Annotated in this window: 14 protein-coding genes; 6 read left to right on the top strand and 8 right to left on the bottom strand. The window is 42.0% G+C overall.

Features of this window, described 5'->3' with window-relative positions; all coding sequences use genetic code 11:
• Window positions 1-1,553 (bottom strand): NB-ARC domain-containing protein (locus V7K76_RS16775; RefSeq protein WP_335029895.1); only part of this gene is annotated, 1,553 nt, incomplete at its 3' end.
• A gap of 102 nt (window positions 1,554-1,655) precedes the next feature.
• A complete protein-coding gene (locus V7K76_RS16780) occupies window positions 1,656-2,102 on the bottom strand; it encodes a hypothetical protein (RefSeq protein WP_334778510.1) in 447 nt (148 codons plus the stop codon).
• A 229-nt stretch (window positions 2,103-2,331) separates the two neighbouring features.
• Here V7K76_RS16780 and sat point away from each other — a divergent pair, with 229 nt between their 5' ends.
• Complete coding sequence (gene sat, locus V7K76_RS16785; RefSeq protein WP_335029896.1) at window positions 2,332-3,510, top strand: sulfate adenylyltransferase; 1,179 nt, start codon at window positions 2,332-2,334, stop codon at window positions 3,508-3,510.
• A gap of 190 nt (window positions 3,511-3,700) precedes the next feature.
• The gene (locus V7K76_RS16790) at window positions 3,701-5,878 is read left to right on the top strand and encodes a caspase family protein (protein ID WP_335029898.1); all 2,178 of its coding nucleotides are present in this window, start codon (window positions 3,701-3,703) and stop codon (window positions 5,876-5,878) included.
• Window positions 5,879-6,244: 366 nt separating this feature from the next.
• On the opposite strand, the gene V7K76_RS16795 is transcribed toward V7K76_RS16790, so the two are convergent.
• From V7K76_RS16795 to V7K76_RS16815, 5 genes are all read right to left on the bottom strand, one after another.
• A complete protein-coding gene (locus V7K76_RS16795) occupies window positions 6,245-9,403 on the bottom strand; it encodes an ATP-binding protein (RefSeq protein ID WP_334952466.1) in 3,159 nt (1,052 codons plus the stop codon).
• Between the two features lie 659 nt (window positions 9,404-10,062).
• Window positions 10,063-11,331, bottom strand: coding sequence for a tetratricopeptide repeat protein (locus tag V7K76_RS16800; protein ID WP_334778514.1), 1,269 nt, complete (start codon window positions 11,329-11,331; stop codon window positions 10,063-10,065).
• A gap of 595 nt (window positions 11,332-11,926) precedes the next feature.
• Window positions 11,927-12,595, bottom strand: coding sequence for a 2OG-Fe dioxygenase family protein (locus tag V7K76_RS16805; RefSeq protein ID WP_334778515.1), 669 nt, complete (start codon window positions 12,593-12,595; stop codon window positions 11,927-11,929).
• Between the two features lie 302 nt (window positions 12,596-12,897).
• Window positions 12,898-14,688 carry a WD40 repeat domain-containing protein gene (locus V7K76_RS16810; protein ID WP_334952463.1) on the bottom strand — a complete coding sequence of 597 codons (1,791 nt, stop codon included), beginning with the start codon at window positions 14,686-14,688 and terminating at the stop codon, window positions 12,898-12,900.
• A gap of 538 nt (window positions 14,689-15,226) precedes the next feature.
• Complete coding sequence (locus tag V7K76_RS16815; protein ID WP_334778518.1) at window positions 15,227-15,622, bottom strand: hypothetical protein; 396 nt, start codon at window positions 15,620-15,622, stop codon at window positions 15,227-15,229.
• A 207-nt stretch (window positions 15,623-15,829) separates the two neighbouring features.
• On the opposite strand from V7K76_RS16815, the gene V7K76_RS16820 reads away from it, so the two are divergent.
• The 3 genes from V7K76_RS16820 to V7K76_RS16830 all read left to right on the top strand — a co-directional run bounded on the left by V7K76_RS16820 (window position 15,830) and on the right by V7K76_RS16830 (window position 18,084).
• Complete coding sequence (locus V7K76_RS16820) at window positions 15,830-16,813, top strand: alpha/beta hydrolase family protein (RefSeq protein WP_334778519.1); 984 nt, start codon at window positions 15,830-15,832, stop codon at window positions 16,811-16,813.
• An 11-nt stretch (window positions 16,814-16,824) separates the two neighbouring features.
• Window positions 16,825-17,502 (top strand): SDR family oxidoreductase, encoded by a 678-nt coding sequence (locus V7K76_RS16825; protein WP_334778581.1) that lies wholly within the window; start codon window positions 16,825-16,827, stop codon window positions 17,500-17,502.
• 165 nt (window positions 17,503-17,667) lie between these two features.
• The gene (locus tag V7K76_RS16830; protein WP_334778582.1) at window positions 17,668-18,084 is read left to right on the top strand and encodes a putative toxin-antitoxin system toxin component, PIN family; all 417 of its coding nucleotides are present in this window, start codon (window positions 17,668-17,670) and stop codon (window positions 18,082-18,084) included.
• A 24-nt stretch (window positions 18,085-18,108) separates the two neighbouring features.
• On the opposite strand, the gene V7K76_RS16835 is transcribed toward V7K76_RS16830, so the two are convergent.
• On the bottom strand, window positions 18,109-19,260 hold the full coding sequence (locus V7K76_RS16835) for a hypothetical protein (RefSeq protein ID WP_334778520.1): 1,152 nt from the start codon (window positions 19,258-19,260) through the stop codon (window positions 18,109-18,111).
• Window positions 19,261-19,470: 210 nt separating this feature from the next.
• Here V7K76_RS16835 and V7K76_RS16840 point away from each other — a divergent pair, with 210 nt between their 5' ends.
• Complete coding sequence (locus V7K76_RS16840; protein WP_334778521.1) at window positions 19,471-19,833, top strand: hypothetical protein; 363 nt, start codon at window positions 19,471-19,473, stop codon at window positions 19,831-19,833.

Genomic DNA, 19,833 nt, shown 5'->3' on the forward strand with positions numbered 1-19,833 from the left:
TCATCACGTCGGTCGAGGAACTGCAATACATCGCCGATAGCTATTAATGTATTGGCTTCCCCCAAGCGAGAACCAGTGTCGCGGTAAAATGACAAAGCGGTTTCGTAGCGTTGTAATGCTTCATCACGTCGGTCGAGGAACTGCAATACATCGCCGTACACCTTGAGTAAATCACTGTAGCGTTTTAATTCATCTGGATTTTCTGGCTGTTGCCACTCTTGATCTAAACGCTTATATAATGTCAGACGGGCTGGATAGTAGTAATTTTTTCTTAAAAATTCGTCGCAGTTATCATGATTGTTTTCAGGATAATAAACGCTAGAAAAAGCCTGAATATATTCCCCAAGTTCACAGTGATGATGAAAAACTTCTAGATATTCCGCCACATCATCGAGTTTATCTGTAGATAAAAGTTCCGGTTTCCGGCGTTGTTCATAATAGGCGATGGCGCATTGATGCGCTTCTGGTGAAGAGGAGTTTTGTAAATAGCTTTGAATTAACGGTTGAAAATAAAACTTCCACACCCCTTGCTGTTTCTTCTCTTGTAACAGAGAACGTTTTGCTAGTTGTCGCAGTTGTATTTCTACCTGACTCTTCACCTCATCTGGAGAAGAAAAGGCAAAACCTAACCCCCCAGCCCCCTTCCCTACAAGGGAAGGGGGAGAATTCAAAGCCTCTCTCCTCTTAGGAGAGAGGTTTGGAGAGAGGTTTTCCAAATCCTGTGAAAAGTCAACTACTTCTACTTGTTCTTCATCAATGAAGCCAGATATCGCCATTGCTGCTGAACAGTCAAAGGGTAAGCGATACACGCTTAAATACTGCAACAGAGTTTGTAATCTGGGTTCTAAACGCTGAAGACTCGCATCTAAGATTTTAGCAATACTCGCCTCTGGGTCATCTCGGTGCAAGCCTAATATCTCGAAAATATTCTGGTTCAAAACACTAATATTCGCCTCTTCTCCCTCTTCAGCTTTCAGCAACCCCGCCACCAGCTTCAATAACAAAGGATGCCCATCAGCACTCTTGACAAATTCTGCTAAATTTGCATCTGAACCTTGAATTTCTAAAGCTTGTAACAACGCCACCCCTGCATCTGTGGAAAGTCCATCCAGTTTTAACCATTGACTTTGGTTTAGGGTATTGTTTGGTAGCGTTGGTTGTTCGCGGCTAGTCACCAAAATCTTACTTTCACTGCTAGAACCGAACCAACGCAATAAAAATTGATCATAAGCCTGATCTCGCCATTGTCCATCATTGTGCAGCAAAGTTTCTAGGTTATCCAACACCAGCAAATATCGTTCTGTTTGCAAACAATCACAAACCGCAATTAATAAATCTTCTGGTTTTTCCGGCGCTGGTTTCTGCAACTTATCCAATAGCCAGCGTCCCCACACAGCAAAAGGATACGCATCACTAAAAGTTGCCCAAATCCTTTGGGAAAAACTCGCTGCAACTGTTTCACATAATTTAGCAACTAATGCCGACTTTCCATAACCTCCTGTAGCCGTCACACCAATTAGACGCACATTACCTGAATGTAACCATTGCTGCATTTGGTCAAGTTCAGCAGTCCGCCCTTGCCAATAGCTAGTATCTGGATGCAGTGAGTTAATAATGGGACTTGAATTTATCCGTTGCTTTACGGACGACTCCAGTCAACCCTGTGGCGGAGTGCCATAGTAGTGATTTGTATTGCCAAATTGATTAGTGTTGTTATCGCCCGTCTTTGTCTGATAACCAGTGCTATGGTCTTTGTTAATCTGTGTAAGTTGGCTGTTATCTTCCACGCGATGAATATTGATTTCATCAGCAATTTTTTGGACATCTGTGGCAAAGTTGCCGTCAGCTTTCATTACATCCAGGAGATAAACCGCTACTCGCTGTAACGCTTCCTGATTACCTTGTTCAACATCGGTTAAAGCATCCTTAGCGCCAGGATTACCACTGAGTCTTTTCCGAATCGTCTGATACAATTCGTCAATCTTTTTCAGTCCCGTCTCAGTAAACTTCTCACCTAACTTACCTGCACTCGACTCAAAGAACTTGCCAAAAGCAACCTTTGCGATCGCTTCCGCTGCTGCTAAAGTAATAAGGCTAACCATATCTTGGTAAATTCCTCAACCAACAACTATATTTTATATTTTGTTCTACGTTTAATTACAGTCTCAAGTATCTCAAGTATCTAAATTCCACAAATCTTTTAAAACAGACGATAAAGATAAGGGGAATAACTACAAAGCAATCCCCAAAGTCTTTATCTCTACGTACCAGCATTTGATAAGTTAGTACATAATCTGAAACAATAACAGTAAAAGCAAAGAGGGGATTACGTTGAGTCACAATCCAGATGCCATAGCCCCCCACGGTGGACAGTTGGTTAACCGTATCGCCACACCAGAACAAAGAGCAGAGTTTCTCTCAAAAGCTGACTTTTTGCCGCGAGTGCAACTTGACGATCGCGCCGTTTCGGATGTAGAAATGATTGCGATCGGTGCTTTTAGTCCACTCACGGGTTTTATGAACCAAGAAGACTACGATCGCACTGTCACAGAAATGCGATTAGCTAACGGTCTTGTGTGGTCAATCCCGATTACACTATCGGTAAGCGAAGAAGTAGCTTCCCCATTACAAGAAGGCAGCTTAATCCGTCTGGATAACTCCAGAGGCGAATTTATCGGAGTTTTGCAACTCACGCAAAAATATCACTACGACAAAACCCGCGAAGCAATAAAAGTCTACCGCACTGATGATGTCAATCATCCCGGCGTGCAAGTACTCTATAACCAAGGTACTGTACATCTGGCGGGTGATATTTGGCTGTTGCAGCGTGAACCTCATCCCCAGTTTCCCACTTACCAAATCGATCCAGCTGCCTCACGGCAACTATTTCAAGACAAGGGTTGGAAAACCATCGTCGGCTTTCAAACTCGCAACCCCATCCACCGCGCCCATGAATATATTCAAAAGTGCGCTTTAGAAATTGTTGATGGTTTATTTTTGCACCCATTAGTCGGGGCGACAAAAGAAGATGATATTGCTGCTGACGTGCGGATGCGCTGCTATGAAATTTTGCTAGAACATTACTACCCCTTAGACCGGGTAACTTTGGCAATTAATCCAGCCGCAATGCGCTACGCTGGGCCTCGTGAAGCCATCTTCCATGCTTTAGTCCGCAAAAACTACGGCTGTACTCACTTTATCGTTGGACGGGATCATGCTGGTGTGGGTGACTATTACGGCACTTACGACGCACAGTATATCTTTGATGAGTTTGCGCCAGGTGAATTAGGCATTGTGCCGATGAAATTTGAACACGCTTTCTACTGCACGCGCACTAAGCAGATGGCAACATCTAAAACCAGTCCCAGCCGGCCAGAAGAACGCATTCACCTATCGGGGACAAAAGTCAGGGAAATGCTGCGGCGCGGTGAGTTACCTCCGCCAGAATTTTCTCGCCCAGAAGTGGCGGCAGAGTTGGCGCGGGCAATGCGGATAGAAGTACCAGCTTAGGGCATGGGGCAAAACAGTGCTGAGTGCTGAGTGAAGAGTTAGGAGTTAAGAGTTAGGAGTTAAGAATTTTCCCCCTGCCCCCCTGCCCCCCTGCCCCCCTGCCCCTCCACTCCCCACATTTTTGTAACTTTACAATACAGAGTTCAGCCCTGTAAGCTGCTAACTGATAGCTGAGGGCTGATAGCTAACTATGGAACGGCGCACGTTTTTACAGAGAATTGGCTCAATACTCGCGGTATTGGGGGTAACTGAAACTGAGTGGTTGTCTTTGGGAAATCGCTATTATCAGGCTTTGGCACAACCCAGTCCGCGCAAATTGGCATTGCTGATAGGTATTAACCAATACCCAAAAATCCCAGCCCTCAGTGGTTGTCTGACGGATGTGGAACTACAAAGAGAACTTTTGATTCATCGTTTTGGCTTCCAAGGATCAGATATTCTAACCTTAACTGAGGAACAAGCCAGCAGAGAATTCATTGAGGTGGCTTTTTTAGATCACCTGGGCAAGCAAGCTAAACCCGATGATGTAGTGGTATTCCACTTTAGCGGTTATGGCAGCTGTGTAAAATTGGAAACATCGCCAGATACCAAGCAAAATGCTCTGGTGTCAGCTAATTTTATTCAAAATTCACAAGATGAGAAAATAGTCAACTATATATTAGAAGAAACTCTGCTGCTATTATTGCGATCGCTCCCCACCGAACGAGTCACAGCAGTATTAGATACTAGCTATTATGCTCCTAACACAGTATTAGGATTAAAAATTCGCGCCCTTCAAGAGTTAGTAGAGGCAAAGTTAGCACCAGAGGAACTCGACTTTCTCCAACAACTCAAAACTCAGAAGTTACCCAGCACTCCGATTGTTTTAGCAGCTACCTCAGAACCAAAGCAGCCGGCAAGGGAAGGACTCTTTGCTGGTTTTAGTGCTGGGTTATTTACCTACGCCTTGACACAGTATTTGTGGGAATTCACCCCAGCTACCACAATTCAAGTCGCTCTTTCCCATGTAGAAAATTCTCTATCCAAATTGGGTAGTAAACAGCAACCAGGGGATCTGGAAAACCTCTCTCCAAACCTCTCTCCTAAAAGGAGAGAGGCTTTGAATTCTCCCCCTTCCCTTGTAGGGAAGGGGGCTGGGGGGTTAGGTTTGCCAGAGAGTATCATTGGTGCAGAAGGCGCGGTGACAGCTATTGAAGAGGACGGTAAAACAGTCCATCTGTGGTTGGCAGGATTACCGCCACAAGTGCTGCTATACTACGGGGTGAATTCTCGATTTACTTTAGCAACAACAGAGCAATTAATATTGCGATCGCGGACTGGGTTAACAGCAAAAGCCCAAATTTCCCAAACCGAAGGTACAAATTCCCTACAAGTCGGGCAACTCGTCCAAGAAGCAGTCCGGGTTTTACCCCGAAATGTTAATTTAACCATAGCTCTCGATACTGGATTGGAAAGAATTGAGCGGGTAGACGCCACAAGTGCCTTCGCTGCATTTTCCCATGTCTCCACCGTAGTAGTGGGAGAAAAACCTGCTGATTATGTTTTTGGTAAGTTACAGGAAATTCCTAGTCGTTATGGTCTATTTTCTCTCGGTGGCGAGCTAATTCCCAATACCACGGGGGAAGTAGGAGAAGCAGTAAAATTAGCCGCGCAAAGGTTAGCGCCAAAATTATCAACCTTGCTAGCAGCTAAGTTATGGCGACTCACAGAAAATCAAGGTTCTTCTCGCTTGGCTATTAAAGCAACCTTAGAAATAATTAGTAATATATCGCCTCGCGTTGTTATGCAGCGTGAAACAGTCCGAGCTTTTAAAATTGAAACTCCGATTAAAAAATCAGTACAGACGCGATTAATCACATCTCTCCCCACACCGATTGTCCCTATCGGTAGTCGAATGCAATATCGAGTGGAAAACCAGAGCGATCGCCCAGTATATTTAATTGTGCTGGGATTAAATAATAATCATACAGCGATCGCCCTCTACTCCTGGGAAACTCCCCAAGAACCAAATACTGAAGACATTAAGCCCCTCCTCAAAGAAGTTGTCATCGCCCCAGGTGAAACCCTTACCTTACCCCAAACTAATGCTGCTTCCGAATGGGTGATTTCAGGGCCAGCTTTCTTTAGCGAACAACAACTGATTTTTAGTACTACTCCCTTTAGCGCAACTATCGCCGCTTTGAACGCTGCTAAACATTCCTCAGCCGAACAACGGCCGATTGGCCCATTATTGAATTCCTTAAACATTGCACAAGCCTTGCTCCAAGACTTACATCTTAAAACGGAGATAAACGGCACAGCAGCCGACTCATATATCTTAGATGTGAATAATTGGGCAAGTTTTAGCTTTAGTTTTCAAGTGGTTTGACTAACCCATTGCACATTTTTTCTAAGTACAACATTTCATTAATTCATAGCGAATTAACTTTGGAGACTTCCAAATAAAAAAATAATCAATCGCTTTGGGGAGACTTAGGAGAGATATCGCTACCTTGTCCCCCCGCTCCTATTATTGGATGCAAAAATTGAGTAATTTAATTTCTGGATGTCCCTTGGCAAAACTCTGCGTACCTATGCGTTTAGGGAACTCCAAGAAATAAATTATCCAATATTGTGGGGTGGGCAACATGAGCGCCCAGTCTATAGGGCGGGCAAGATGCCCACCCCACAAGAGTTAATTGAATATTTTTTTATTTGGAAGTCCCTTACCTCTGCGTTTAAAAAAGTTACGAACTTATGCAAAGGGCACAGGAGCAGAGTAGCTGAGGGGGGAACTCTTTAGAAGTGGTAGTTTTACTGTAAACGTTGCTCCCTGTTCTTTGCCTGGGCTATCTGCGTGAACAGTACCACCATGCAGTTCTACTAAATGACGGACGATCGCTAATCCTAATCCTAATCCACCGTATGTTCTAGTGTTAGAACTATCAGCTTGACGAAAGCGATCGAAGACGTAAGGAAGAAAGTTAGGATTAATCCCAATGCCTGTATCAATTATCCGAATTTGGGCATATTTATCTTTTGTCTGTTGTTTTTCTTGGCCACTGACTACTGACAATTGCACCTCTACCCTTCCTCCGACGCGCGTGAATTTGATGGCATTGGATAGCAGATTCCAGACGATCTGTTGCAAGCGCTCAAAATCACCGGCAACTAAGAATTGAGAATTCTCGCCAAGATTGCTTTGGGATTGTGCTTCTGGAGATTTAAGATTTTCATGATTGATTTCTAATTCCCCATTTGAGTTTGGCGTTTCTTTGGAGGGAATAATGGAAAATCTCAAATCAATTTCCTTGGACTGGGAGGCGAGATTAACAGTCTGAATGGCTGACTCAATTATCGGAACCAAATTACAAGTACTGACATTCAGGCGTAACTTACCTCTAATCATCCGTGATATATCTAGCAAGTCTTCAATTAGCTGGGTTTGGGCTTTGGCATTGCGCTCAATTGTCTCCGTAGCCCTAGCCATTTGGGTTTCACTCAGCTTGCTTCGTTGCAGTAATTGTGCCCAGCCCAGGATGGCATTGAGGGGCGATCGCAACTCATGAGACAATATCCCTAGAAACTCATCCTTCATCCGGTTAGCCTCCTGCAACTCTTCAGTTTGTTGTTGCAAAGAAGCAATTAAACTCGCCCGTTCCATTGCGATCGCTATTTGGTCGCACACTGCTTGCATCATCCCCTTTTGATTGTCGGTGAAGCTTAACAGAGTGCGGCTGCCAAAAGAAAGAGTACCCAATAGTCGTCCTTGGGCAATCAATGGATAGGCATAATAAGCAGTAATGTTTAAAGAGCGAATCAATTCTGTTTGCGGGTCAGTTGATTGCTGCACATTCTCTACAGCTATTGCACAACGCTCCTGGGCTGCATTACCACAAACCGATTCACCAAATGCCAACCACTCAATTTCTTTCGCCATCTCTGGGGAAATGCCACTGTAAGACCCCAACTGCATTAACTGAGAGTTATCCTCAACCAAATAGTTAAAGTAAACATCTAAATCAATTTGTTCTGAGAGTTTTCGGTAGACGCTATCGATTAGTACTACTGGTTGCTGACTCGATAGTAAATCGTTAACTGTGTCGAATAGTAGCTTTAGCCGTTTGTAACCTAACGAGAGTGCTTTTTGTACCTCTTTGAGATTGCTAATCTCTTGGAACACCAAAATACAGATAGATGGATGACCGTGCATTGCTGGCAAAGTATCAGCAAATACTAGTAGAGAGCGCACACCACCGGGAGTGTGCCAGTCTACCTCCAATCCATTCAGACGTTCGCCAAGGGCAACCCGCACTCCTGGCATAAGTTCATTGGGGATGCGATCGCCAGCCGCATTTGTGTAGTGGTAAACTGTGTGATAATCTGCGGCGGCTACACCTTTGGGAAATTCGCTCCCAGCTAATTCGTCAGCAGAGCGATTGGCAAAAGTTACCCGCGCTGTTCCTGGTTCGATAAACAGCAACGGTCTTGGCATCAGATTTAACACATCCTCTAGCCATTTCTGCTGATTTAATAGCACTTCTTCTGCTTGTTTGCGATCGCTTAAGTCGAGAATAAATGCTACCGATTCTTGCCGGTTGTCTCCTAGCAACACGTAACCAATTAACACCGGAATCCGGCTACCATCCTTGCGAATATATTCTTTCTCATAAGGTGTACAAGCAGCGTTGGTGTTGCCTTGTGCTTCCGTAACACCTCGCTCATCCAAGTATAGATACTCTGGTGGTGTGATATTGATCCAACTTAACTTACCTGCTAACAAATCCTCCCGCGTGTAACCAATCATCCTGAGAAATTCGTCGTTTGCCTGCTGGATATTACCATACACGTCTCCAAACAAAATACCGATGACGTTAGCATCGACAAAACTTGCCAATTTAACTTCGTAGGTTCTCAGTGCTTTTTGAGCGCAGTCTCGTTGATAGCTGAGGCGTTCAATAACCCTGGCATTTTGCCAAATCAAAATAGTAAAAATTACAATCAGGACGATGGCAAATACCGATACTGCAAAGGCCGGATCGTATTGTCCTGCCTGTTGACCTTTAACAATTATCCACCCCAATATAAAAGGTATTGCGATCGCAGCAACTAATAAACGACGTGCAAGTAAGCCGCCGTAAGTATCACTTGTGACTACCGACATTAATCCCTGTTCTGCCCGCACCCACAAAATGCCCATATTTAGTAATATGAACAACCCCGCCGTATGTAAGGCCATTGATGTTGTATAAGGGGCAAGTCCATAGAGAACTTTCACTTTGTAGGCATAGCCCATTAGCGCCTGAAAGGAAATTAAAGTCGCAATCAGAGCCAGAATTTGGGCATACCAATAACTGCGGTGGTTTTTTGAATGAATCAAAATCTGTAGGGCTACACTCACCAGCATAAAGTTTAGTGCTGTGTTCGCCCCCATTCGCCCCGGATATGGTGTTGCCATACTAGTTGGCGAATCACGAAACACCAGTTCATCAATGCCGAGATTCCAACCGAACAGATATTGACAGAGTGTGAGTGCTGCAATTGTGGTGACGGCGATCGCACATACCTGAGAAATTAGTAGAGTTATTGGGGTCAAAAGACCCTTTTGGGAATTGGAGGGAGTGGGACTGTGGGGGGAATTTTGAATTATTCTTTCTCCCACGCTTCCCTGCTTCCCTGCTTTTGAAAATAACCACAGGGATAGACCACACAGGATGAAACACAGCGCTGTATTGACTTTCATTGTGGCAGGACTACCGAGAAAGCCGCGCTTGAGAACTTCAATGCCAAGCCACCAGCCAACTAGTACTAAACTGCCAACCAAAATAGGGATTGCACTCGCGATTTTTGCCACAAGTGAATTTGTCGGAATTTTCAATATATCTTGCAGCCGCAAGCGGTTAACATTTAACATTGAGTGTTCTCTAACCGCATCTATCTAGCGTAGTAAACTTCCGTATTTCTTACGGGTTAATCATTGATATACTTTGTATTTTAGGCTACCTCTTGACTGATTTTTCATCTACCTCTGTGCATATTTTTTCTTGTACAATTTATAGTAGGAAGTAATGGTGGCTTAAATAATTCGTAATTCGTAATTCGTAATTCGTAATTAAGTTTTGTGAAAGCGACGCGCAAAGCGAGTCTGCGATAGCGCCGGCGGCAAGCGAGTATTTTCGAGTCGCGTCCGGGGATTTAGACCCCGACCCAAAACTTGCCGATTATTGAACCGGGGGAAACCCACGGTACTCGGTTAAAAAACGACCTTTGAGAGGATTTTAAAATTGCAGAGTATCCTCAACGTAATCTATACAGTTTGAGATTTTGGGTTGAGTTTTTGGACTTTAAATATAAAGATATAAGTAAGTCAGTGAGAAAAATTCAATGTATATGAAGAAATATAAATTAGCTGTAGGTTGGGTGGAGGCTTTGCCAAAGCCAACATCCTGATATCTGTTGGGTTGCGCTCCGCTCCACCCAACCTACGTCTAATGCACAATTTTTTTGCTTGCCACGCCAGTAGATTGAAACTCCTTGTTTTCCTGTTCCCTATTCCCTATTCCCTTTTATATTTTATCTACCGCGATCGCGTTCTAAATCATCAATCACTTTTTGCAAATACCATTCGTCTGACATCCCAGGATGGTAATTTTGCTTTTGCTGAATCAATCGTTCGGCAATTTCCCAGTATCCTCCAACCATCCGCAAAATTCGCTGACGTAACAGGTTATACTTTTGCTTTTTCGACTCTGGACTAAATTTCTGGATTTTTTCTAGGCTACTTAAGACTTGTTGATAATTTCCCCAGTCTTCTTGTTCACAAAAGATACTCGCCGCTCGTTGATAATCTTCCACAGCTTTTTGTATTTCTTCTAAGCAAGTATAGGCAATACCGCGATTGTAGTAAGCTTGAGCATCATCGGGATTGATTTGCAGTGCTTGGGTGTAATCTTGAATTGCACCAAGATAATTGCCTGTTGTTCGATAGGCATTACCTCTGGCAATATAGACTAAGGGATCTTCAGGTTGTATCTGGAGTGCTTGGTTAAGGTCTGCGATCGCTCCTTGATGATCTCCCAATATAGAACGTGCTTTACCTCGGTTACGATAGACAATGGCATCTTGAAAGTTTAGTCGCAATGCTTGATTAAAATCTGCGATCGCTTCTCGATAATTACCCATTTTACAACGCACAACCCCACGACAGCAGTAAGCTTGGGCATCTTGCGGATCGGCTTTTAATACCCAGTTTAAATCGGCGAGTGCCTCTTGGGTATCTCCTTTTTCTGCCTTTTCTAATAGTTGCGTAAAATAATCATTGGTGGATAAAATTGGCGCACTTATAGAATGTGATTGCTCAAGGGCTGGTAATTCTTTGGGTTGTAACTGTTTAATTTGTTCCAGACACCCACGACAATTCTCTTTGTCTTGTTGCTCTAAATATAGTTGTGCAGCTTTTTTAAAGTTAGCGATCGCATCTTGAATATAACCCTGTTTGCGCCGCACCATCCCCCGCAGATTATAAGCAGCAGCATAATTGAGATTGAGACGAATAGCGCGTTCTACATCCTCCAACGCCCCTGGCAAATTTTTCAGCGCCACTCTTGCTAATCCCCGACAATAATATGCCTCTACACTCTCAGGATTCAGCTTCAAGGCTTCGGTATAATCTGAAACAGCCTTCAGGATTGCTCCTGAGTCATAATGTGCCAAACCCCGTTGCAAGTAAGCTTCGGTCAAATAAGGTGTCAGTTGTAAAGCATGGTTAAACTCCTCAATTGCTCCAGCGTAGTCTTTTCGCCTAGCCTTTTCCAATCCTCTATTGTAGAATTCGTCATTCATAGCATTTGTTTGGTTGATTCAGTTAGTTGAATTCCAGCAGGCTTGTTTTGTAGTCTAACTTATGCACTCACACTTAATATTCTAAGTATCCAGCGTGGCCTTGCTGAATTTCGGATTTTTGATGAAATAAAATAAATAAGGGAGTAGGGAATCAGGCTTTTCGAGTTGTATGGAGTTTTTTCAAAAATTAAATAGGAGTCCTAATATAGCGGTTCTCATTCACGTGAGGTACACCCGTAGGGGCAATACCCTGCGGGAAGCCGCTTTGCGTCTACATGAATTGCCCCTACACCTTGCGATATAATTTTGTACCGCATTTGAGTGGGAACCGCTATATAACGATAAAAATTAATTGATATGCTAAATTTAGTCATCAATTTAGATAAACCAATATCAGCATGATTATTCAATACAGTTCAGATAAGCCCAAAACCCTTATGTAGAGACGCGATTTATCGCGTCTTGAAAGACCAATAACCCTTAACTGAACTGTATTGCATGATTATTTACAATTACAAACAAAAAAAATAGGGAAAATGAATAGATTCAATTCCCCATATCTCGTAGATTATAAAATATTTCCAGGTTACTAAAATTATTCCAAAAGTAAGCTAGGAGAAGTTAGTACAAAAACATCCCAACTTCCTTGAGCATCAGTTTGTGGTTTTATGGGATTGGCGAAGTGGAAAAATTCATGGTCATTGACCAATAATAGTTCCCCAGGATTTAGAACTTTGCTAAACACAGGCTTTTCTTTTTTAGCTGTATATAGATGTGTTTCTCCACCTTGAATATTCTCTCTAGTTACTGAGAATATGCCAATAAAATCAGTGCCATCTTGATGGATACCTTCAGGTGCCGGATTACCAAAATTATCTGGAGAACAAATAATTCTAATCTGATGAACTCCAATTTCAGCTTCAGGATGAAGTTTACAAGAATCACTAAATGCTAAGACAAGATTTCTAAAAATATCCAGTTCTATAAGTGCATCATCTAATTCTGCAAACTCTCTTTTTATGTCACCTACTAATGGATTATATTCTTTACTTTGAAAGAAATGTCCATGAGGTAATTTGATCAACTGATTTCCAGAGACAGTAAATCGAGATAATCTTCTGGAACGATAATTGCCTTTGATATAAGGGTCAATAGGCATATTACTAAAAAATGGCTTGAAACCTTCTAGATTGATCGAGTTTACTTTTCTTAGGGTAAACAAAAAAGCATATTCTAATTCCTTTGATGTCCAAACCTCTTGCATAGGATTTACCTCCTTGCACGTTGAAATTCTCCCAGATTTTTTATGGGAGGCTGATAACACTTAGTATATGCTACTTTTTGTTAAAATGTTGTCAATTTGACTACAATAATTGACAATCTATGATAAGTAAAATTACCCAAATTCTTTCACAGGGCAGAGTAGCTGCTGAAAGGATTTACCATACTCAGTGCTGAGTAAAAATACCAGTCCCCAGTCCCCAGTCCCCAGTCATTCTTCCATTCAAGGCTTTTGAAATTCGTTTCATCGGGAATGTCTTCTGCCTCCTTCAACACGAATTACTATTAACTCCGTTGCCAAATTTTAATTGTCTTATCCAAACTCCCGCTAACCAGCATCTCACCGGATGCTGTGAAGGCTAATGCTGTAACTATATTCCCATGACCTGTAAATGTACCCAGCAATTCGCCGGTTTGTAGATGCCACAATTTGATGGTTTTATCAGCACTACCACTGGCGATAATTTGTCCATCGGGACTTAAAGCGATCGCATATACTCTATCTCTATGTCCTTTAAGAGTATGAACTAATTCTCCAGTCTCCAATTGCCAAATTTTAATTGTTTGATCCCAGCTACCACTCACGAGTAGTTTACCATCTGCACTGATTGCTAAGGAACGCACGATATGAGCATGACCCATGAGGGTATGTAGAGGTTGTGCATCTTTTAAACTTTTGATCCCCGTTTGGGGTAAGGTGCGCCAAACTTTGATTTTGCGGTAGCTACCTGTAACCAGAGTTTCCCCATCTCGACTCAAAACCAGAGAATGAGCAGCTGTATCATCTAAAGAAAGTGCGATCGCTACCTGACGTTGCATCAAATCCCAAAATAGAATTTTTCTGTCATCTCCACCTGTCGCCAACATTCTGCCATCTGGGGTGAAGGCAGCACACCGCACTACCCCATTGTGTTTGTGCAAAATATCTATCAAGTCTAAAGCACCTACGTGCCAAAGCTTAATTGTGGAATCTGCACCGCAACTCACTAAAGTCTGTCCATCTGAACTAAAAGCTAGGGAATTCACTTCATCCACCAGCCCAGATAGTACCCAAGGATACTCTGATAATGTCTCTATTAATTCACCCTTGCTTAAATCCCAGAGTTTCGTCTCGCCACGGCTACCACTTGCCAAAATGGGTAAGGCTTTGCCATTGTTACACCCGGAACTGAAAGCTAGGCAATTAATCCCTCTGGTGTGTCCTTGCAAAGTCTGCCAGCATTCCCAGTCACCGACTATATCCTTGAGGCAATGCTCTGATGGTAGAGTCTGTATTGTATCTGCGATCGCTCTCTCATTAATTACTGGCGACTCATTTTTTTTGCCAGTAAGTGATTCTAAGTACCAACTCAATCCCCCTGCATACAACAAGTTACTTGGAGTTACATACACTTTTGGTTCAGCAAATTCAAGTTGATTTGTCGGTAAAAAGCCTGTTATTATGCTTTGCCTCTCGTAACCTAAATTACCTGTAGATGGATAAAACAAACATAGAAAAATTAATACTTGGTGATTTTTCAAATCTTCTTGAGTAATCGACCACCTAATTTTGTCTTTCTTAATACCATTAAAACTTTCTCCATCAGCAACGTAAACTTGAACACTTAGCTGAGGATGATCTTTAAGTACATAAGGAAATTTACTTTCGCCACCCAAATTTCCTTCATCATCTAAAATCATATTTTGTAAGGTATCTTGTGACACCTTTTTTACCAATTTGCCCAACCGTTCAGTTATTACTCGGTCAACAATATACTCCCGTAAAAGATAATCTTGAGCTTGTTGTTGGAAGTATTTCGGGAAAGGTATCGTCCAATCAGGAGGCTCAGGATATTCAGGTGGCGTTGGCGGCGGATTTTTGGCGAGAACTTCTGCTTGTTGGCGAGAAAGTTCTTGGAGTCTAGCCAATGGCTCACCCCAAAAGGCCATAACTTCAGTGTGACAACCTTTAACTTGACTTTCTAGCAAAGATAAGTCGTAAGTTTTAGGCTTTTTCACACGTTGAAGAAAGTCTGTTTGTTGAGCTTTGAGTAAGCTAATCCAATCCATCTGCATTCCTGCGGCAAACTGTTGCATACCTACGGTAAGCTATACCAATGCAATTACTCAAGTTTATAACCTTAGTTAATTAAAAATTCAGTAATGTTAGGAGTCTAATAAAACACAGCCATTGGCAGATGTTTCCAGGAAAGAGATAAATAAACAGCACTTAGACGTTTCATGAATTGATGCAGTTGAAGTGTATAGAATTTAGATGATGTCAGTCAATTCTAACGGACATGGACAATGAGATACTGTTTTCCTAGAAACACTTCTAGCTGCAAAAGAAAGTTTAATTGGAGACGGATTTCCAAGATTGCGGATACGTTAAGTCAACAAATACCTACACAAAAATAACCTAGTACAGCATGGCGGAAGTAAACCACCCCTGACGCTCGATGACTCGCTAACGCTGCGCTAATGGGTGACGCTCGCAGGCTCGCTAACGCTGCGCTAACGGCAGTTCCTCACGGGGGGAACCCCCAAGACCGGACTGCCTCACCATCCATCCCAAATCAATGAAACCCTCGTGGTATAAGAATTACGAATTACGAATTACGAATTACGAATTATTTTAACCTTTACGTTTTGGTTGTCTGGGTGTAGTACTGACATCAGAGGAGTTGCCAAAAGTATCCCTTGCTTCGATTTGTTTAATTTTCATTTGCAAGTTCAAGTCATCACTGCTAACAATTGTTTCTAAATTTGCTAATCTCTCCTCTAGCAGTTCTATTTGCTGCTGTTGCAAATAGTTAGTTTTTGATTTTTGCTCATCAGAACGCCAAACAGCAACAGTACCAACAGCTGCGCCACCAATAGCCACTAGAGGAAGAATAGCACCGCTTTTAGTAATGGCTGACAGTGGGACGCAAACTCCGAGAATTGCTACTGTAATTACCCAAATTCTGGTAGTAGCAGATAACCTGACATCATGATATTGCTCTAGATTGGGTTGAGATTTTTTAGCCATAGGTAAATCCATTGAAAAGTTATTTGCTAGATTGACACAATTACCTATTACAATACCTCCTACCATTGGGTTAGGTATAATTGCTATGCTAGTATTTATGTAATTATAGTTACTCAGTTATTTGCGATCGCTAGATTGGAATTGTTAGGAGCAGTTGTACCTGGCCAATAGAAAAATTTTCGGAAAATTGATATTAGGAAGAACCAGATGACAGTTCGTGCTTTTTTCCAAGCTGCTAAAATCGAGGGTTTCCAGTCTCCTTACGATACCATTCACCTGAAAGTTTTCTATCCAGCACAGATATCGACGGGTAAGGTAGAAATAAATAAAGCAAATTTGCCAGTTGATTTAGAAAAGGCACCTTTTCCTGTGGTGATTTTTTTCAACGGTTTTAACTGTGATGCTCAACAATATCAATGGTTGGCAGTTAAACTTGCTGAACGTGGATTAGTGGTGATTCTCTTTAACTGGATTGCAGAAAGTATACCAGGAATAACGAGTCTGACTCCAGGGGTTGATTTTGAAAAGCTGAAACCAACAATTTATCGTACTGTTCCCACTGCTCCGGCTTTGCCAACACTGCTAGCGAAAGTAGAACAGTTACAGTCTGAGGGTATTTTAGCTGGAATGCTCGATCTGCAAAGAATAATTTTAGGTGGACACTCCGCAGGTGGTAGAGTAGCAATCGAAAATGCCGATCCCCACTTTTTCCCTCAAGTTGCAGCATATTTTGGTTATGGTTTACACACTATGGCAACGTTATCATTGGGGTACGAGCCAGCAACTATCTTATCCTTACCAGACTCCCTACCACTTCTACTGATGGGAGGAACTTGTGATGGAGTAATTGCGAACAGCAGCGATCGCTATGGTGTAAGCTCTGGAAATGCTACCACCTCAGTCATCCGTACATTCCAAGAAGCAATTGCTGGAGGACGAAATGACAGCTATCTACTACTTTTGGAGGGAGCAAATCATTTTTCGATAGTTGATCGGCTAGATTCCACTCTAGATATACCCTTGTTGGACTTTCCCGCCACCCAACCTCAAGAAACCTTCCGTTTGCTGATGGGTGAAATCATTAGTTTGTTTATTGACACTCACGTTCGCCACCAATCAGAAGCATCTCTGTTGCTTGAACAACTATTAACTACTGCCAATCCTCTGATAAAATCCTTTGAGCGTAAGTAGTTAAATTTATGATGACAAGTGAATCTTATATTTTTCTGGCTGGAGCAAGTCGCGGTGTTGGTCGAGAAATTGCCCAATATCTGAGGGCGCAACAGCTAAAGGTTAAAGCACTCGTGAGAACAGCAGCAGTTGCAGCTGAACTAGAGAAAACAGGTATTCAAGTAGTTGTGGGAGATGCCTTAAATGTTGAGGATGTAGAAGGCGCAATCCTCAAAGATGAACCTATTCACACCATTATCAGTACAATTGGCGGTTTGCCGACAGATGGAGAAAGAGCAGATTACCCTGGTAATAGAAATCTGATCGATGCAGCAGTTAAAGCTGGAGTGCAAAAGTTTATTCTTGTGTCTTCTATTGGTGCTGGCAATAGTGTTGTTGCTCTGTCACCCCAAGTTTTAGCAGCACTGGGAACAGTTTTAGTTGAGAAAGACAAAGCAGAACAACACTTAATCGCCAGTGGACTCACCTATACAATCATCCGTCCTGGTGGACTAAAGTCAGAACCAGCAACAGGTAATGGTGTTTTGACTGAAGATCCGCACATTATTGGTAGCATTAATCGTGCAGATGTCGCCCAGTTAGTTGTCCATTCTTTAAATAGCGATCGCGCCAATAATAAAATCTTGTCAGCCGTAGACCGAAATATGCTGTTTGGTCCAAGAGAATTTGCAGAATTTACTTTAGAGTAATTTAACTAAAATTCAGTGTATACTAACATGGCATTATTAAATTAGTCTAACAAGAATTCAAAAAGGAGCATTTTCAAAAAGACAAAATAATACTATCCAAAATTGTTACAGTGAATGCTCAAGCCAAAGGATTAGGCGAAGAAATTTTAGAAGAATTACTTGCCGATGAATCATAAACTAATTGTCATTGACACAAATGTTTTACTTAGTGCTGCTCTAAGTCGTAATGGAACAGCCCGTAAAGCCCTAGATAAAGTCTATAAAGAATTCAAAATTGCTCAAAGCGATGAAACTTATCAAGAATTAAACACACGAATTTACAAACGTAAGTTCCATAAATATATCTCATATCAAGACCGACAAGATTTTTTGGACATAGTTAAAAAATCCAGTCAATTTATAGAAATAAAATCTCAGATAAACACCTGTAGAGATCCAGATGAAAACAAATTTTTAGAACTTCCTAAAGATGCCAATGCAGAATTTTTAATCACAGGATATCAAGACCTTTTATCACTCAACACCCTAGCCGAATATCAAAACCAGATTATTACTCTCAGAGAGTTTCTTGACCTTGATTAATTCATCTTTAATCCTGTAATTAGTTCACATGGAAGGCTGTAAATCTAAAGGTTTAGATGGAATAATGTACATTAATTCTGCACCGTCTGGTTTAATTTCTGTAGATGGAGCTAATTTAAGCCAGTCATGAAAGCTGATGCCTAATTGGGAAATTGCTTGTACTTCTGTTTGGTAAGATTCAAAGCGGCGATTGGTTTCAATCATAGATTCCATTACCTCCAAAGTTTTAGGAAGACGTGCATAAATTTGCGGCTTAGGATCATCCCAAATTGCTTTTCCTACCCAATCTACTTTAGAATCCCAAATTGCTGCTGGTATCGATTCTACCCACTTCCAGTTATTCGGGTCTTGAGCCAACATGAATAGATTCATACGTTGCATATCGAAGACTGCATTTTCATCCAAAGTTGGGTCGAGCCATTGATAAATTCGGGTTAGCCTCCGCAAATCAATCTGACCTCTGAACTGAGGCTGTAAGTATATTGCTGGGTTATAAGTAAGCAGAAGCTTAACATATTTCTGAATACGAGAACGAATAACTATTGATCCTTCTTGAAAGCGGCGAAGTGCTGTATTGTGTTCTTCTAATTCTAAATAGCAACGTGCTTCAGCTAGGTAAGCTAAAGATAAAGTCAGCAGATATTCATCAGCAATTTGGCTTTTTTGCTCAATTTCAATATCTGTGTATTCAGTATAAATATGCTCTGCTTCTAAAAAGCGGTTAATAGCTTGTAGTGCGCTGCTTCTACGATTTTCTGGTTTAGTCATCGTAAAAGCATTAATAGCTAAATCGAGCGCAGCACGAAAATTTGCATAGAAACTAAGATCGATTTTACGGTTAATGTGATTTAACAATTTTTGTGCTTGTTGTAAGCGTTGTTCTAATTCTTTAAGCCGTTGTAGTATCACAGTAAAGCCGATAACTGAGACACCCAGGTTGAGTATACTGACTGCACTAGTTACCTGCAAAATTCCTTGAGTTAGTTGCAGACTTCGCCCAAGTTCCACTAACTCCTTTCCACTAGGATTAGTTGATCCCTGCTCCCGTAACCAGGTAACGATATGTTTGCTTCCTACTTCTCGGATTACACCTCCAACCCGTTCAAGAGTTCCATCTGTTAGTCCTTTGACAATCCAATCAGCAAGCATAAAGGTTACTGTAACTGGTAAACTCACGATCTTCTCCTAGTTGCTAAATTGTCAGTAGCGCGATATATAGCAATAAACCACTTTGCCTCTAAACAGCAAATACCTGCGCTTTACTCAGTATTCCCAATTTGAGTACTATTCTGTCTAATAGCGATCGCTCTTTTTAACGAGTCACCCACGCCAACAAAGAAAAGCGATCGCAGATACAATCATAAGTAAAAAGCAAGCAGGTAGAAAATGGCTGAAATTGTCACCCTTCAACTTCCTGAAACACTGGCACAAAAAGCAAAGGAAATCGCTGCTTTCACACATCGGCGACTTGAAGATGTATTACTAGAATGGATTGACCGCGCCATTACCGAACTACCTATGGAATCATTACCAGATGATCAGGTTTTGGCTATGTGCGATATGCAGATGGAAACTCAGCAGCAAGAGGTTTTCAGTGACTTGCAAGCGCGTCACCGAGAGGGACAGCTTAATGATGCAGAAGTTCGTCAACTAGATGAACTCATGCAGGTCTATCGACGTGGCTTAGTAAGTAAAGCAAGAGCCTTAAAAGTTGCTGTTGAACGCGGCTTGAAACCAGCCCTCAATTAA

Origin of the sequence: Nostoc sp. (assembly GCF_036917975.1) — a bacterium.
Classification (GTDB): Bacteria; Cyanobacteriota; Cyanobacteriia; order Cyanobacteriales; family Nostocaceae; genus Nostoc.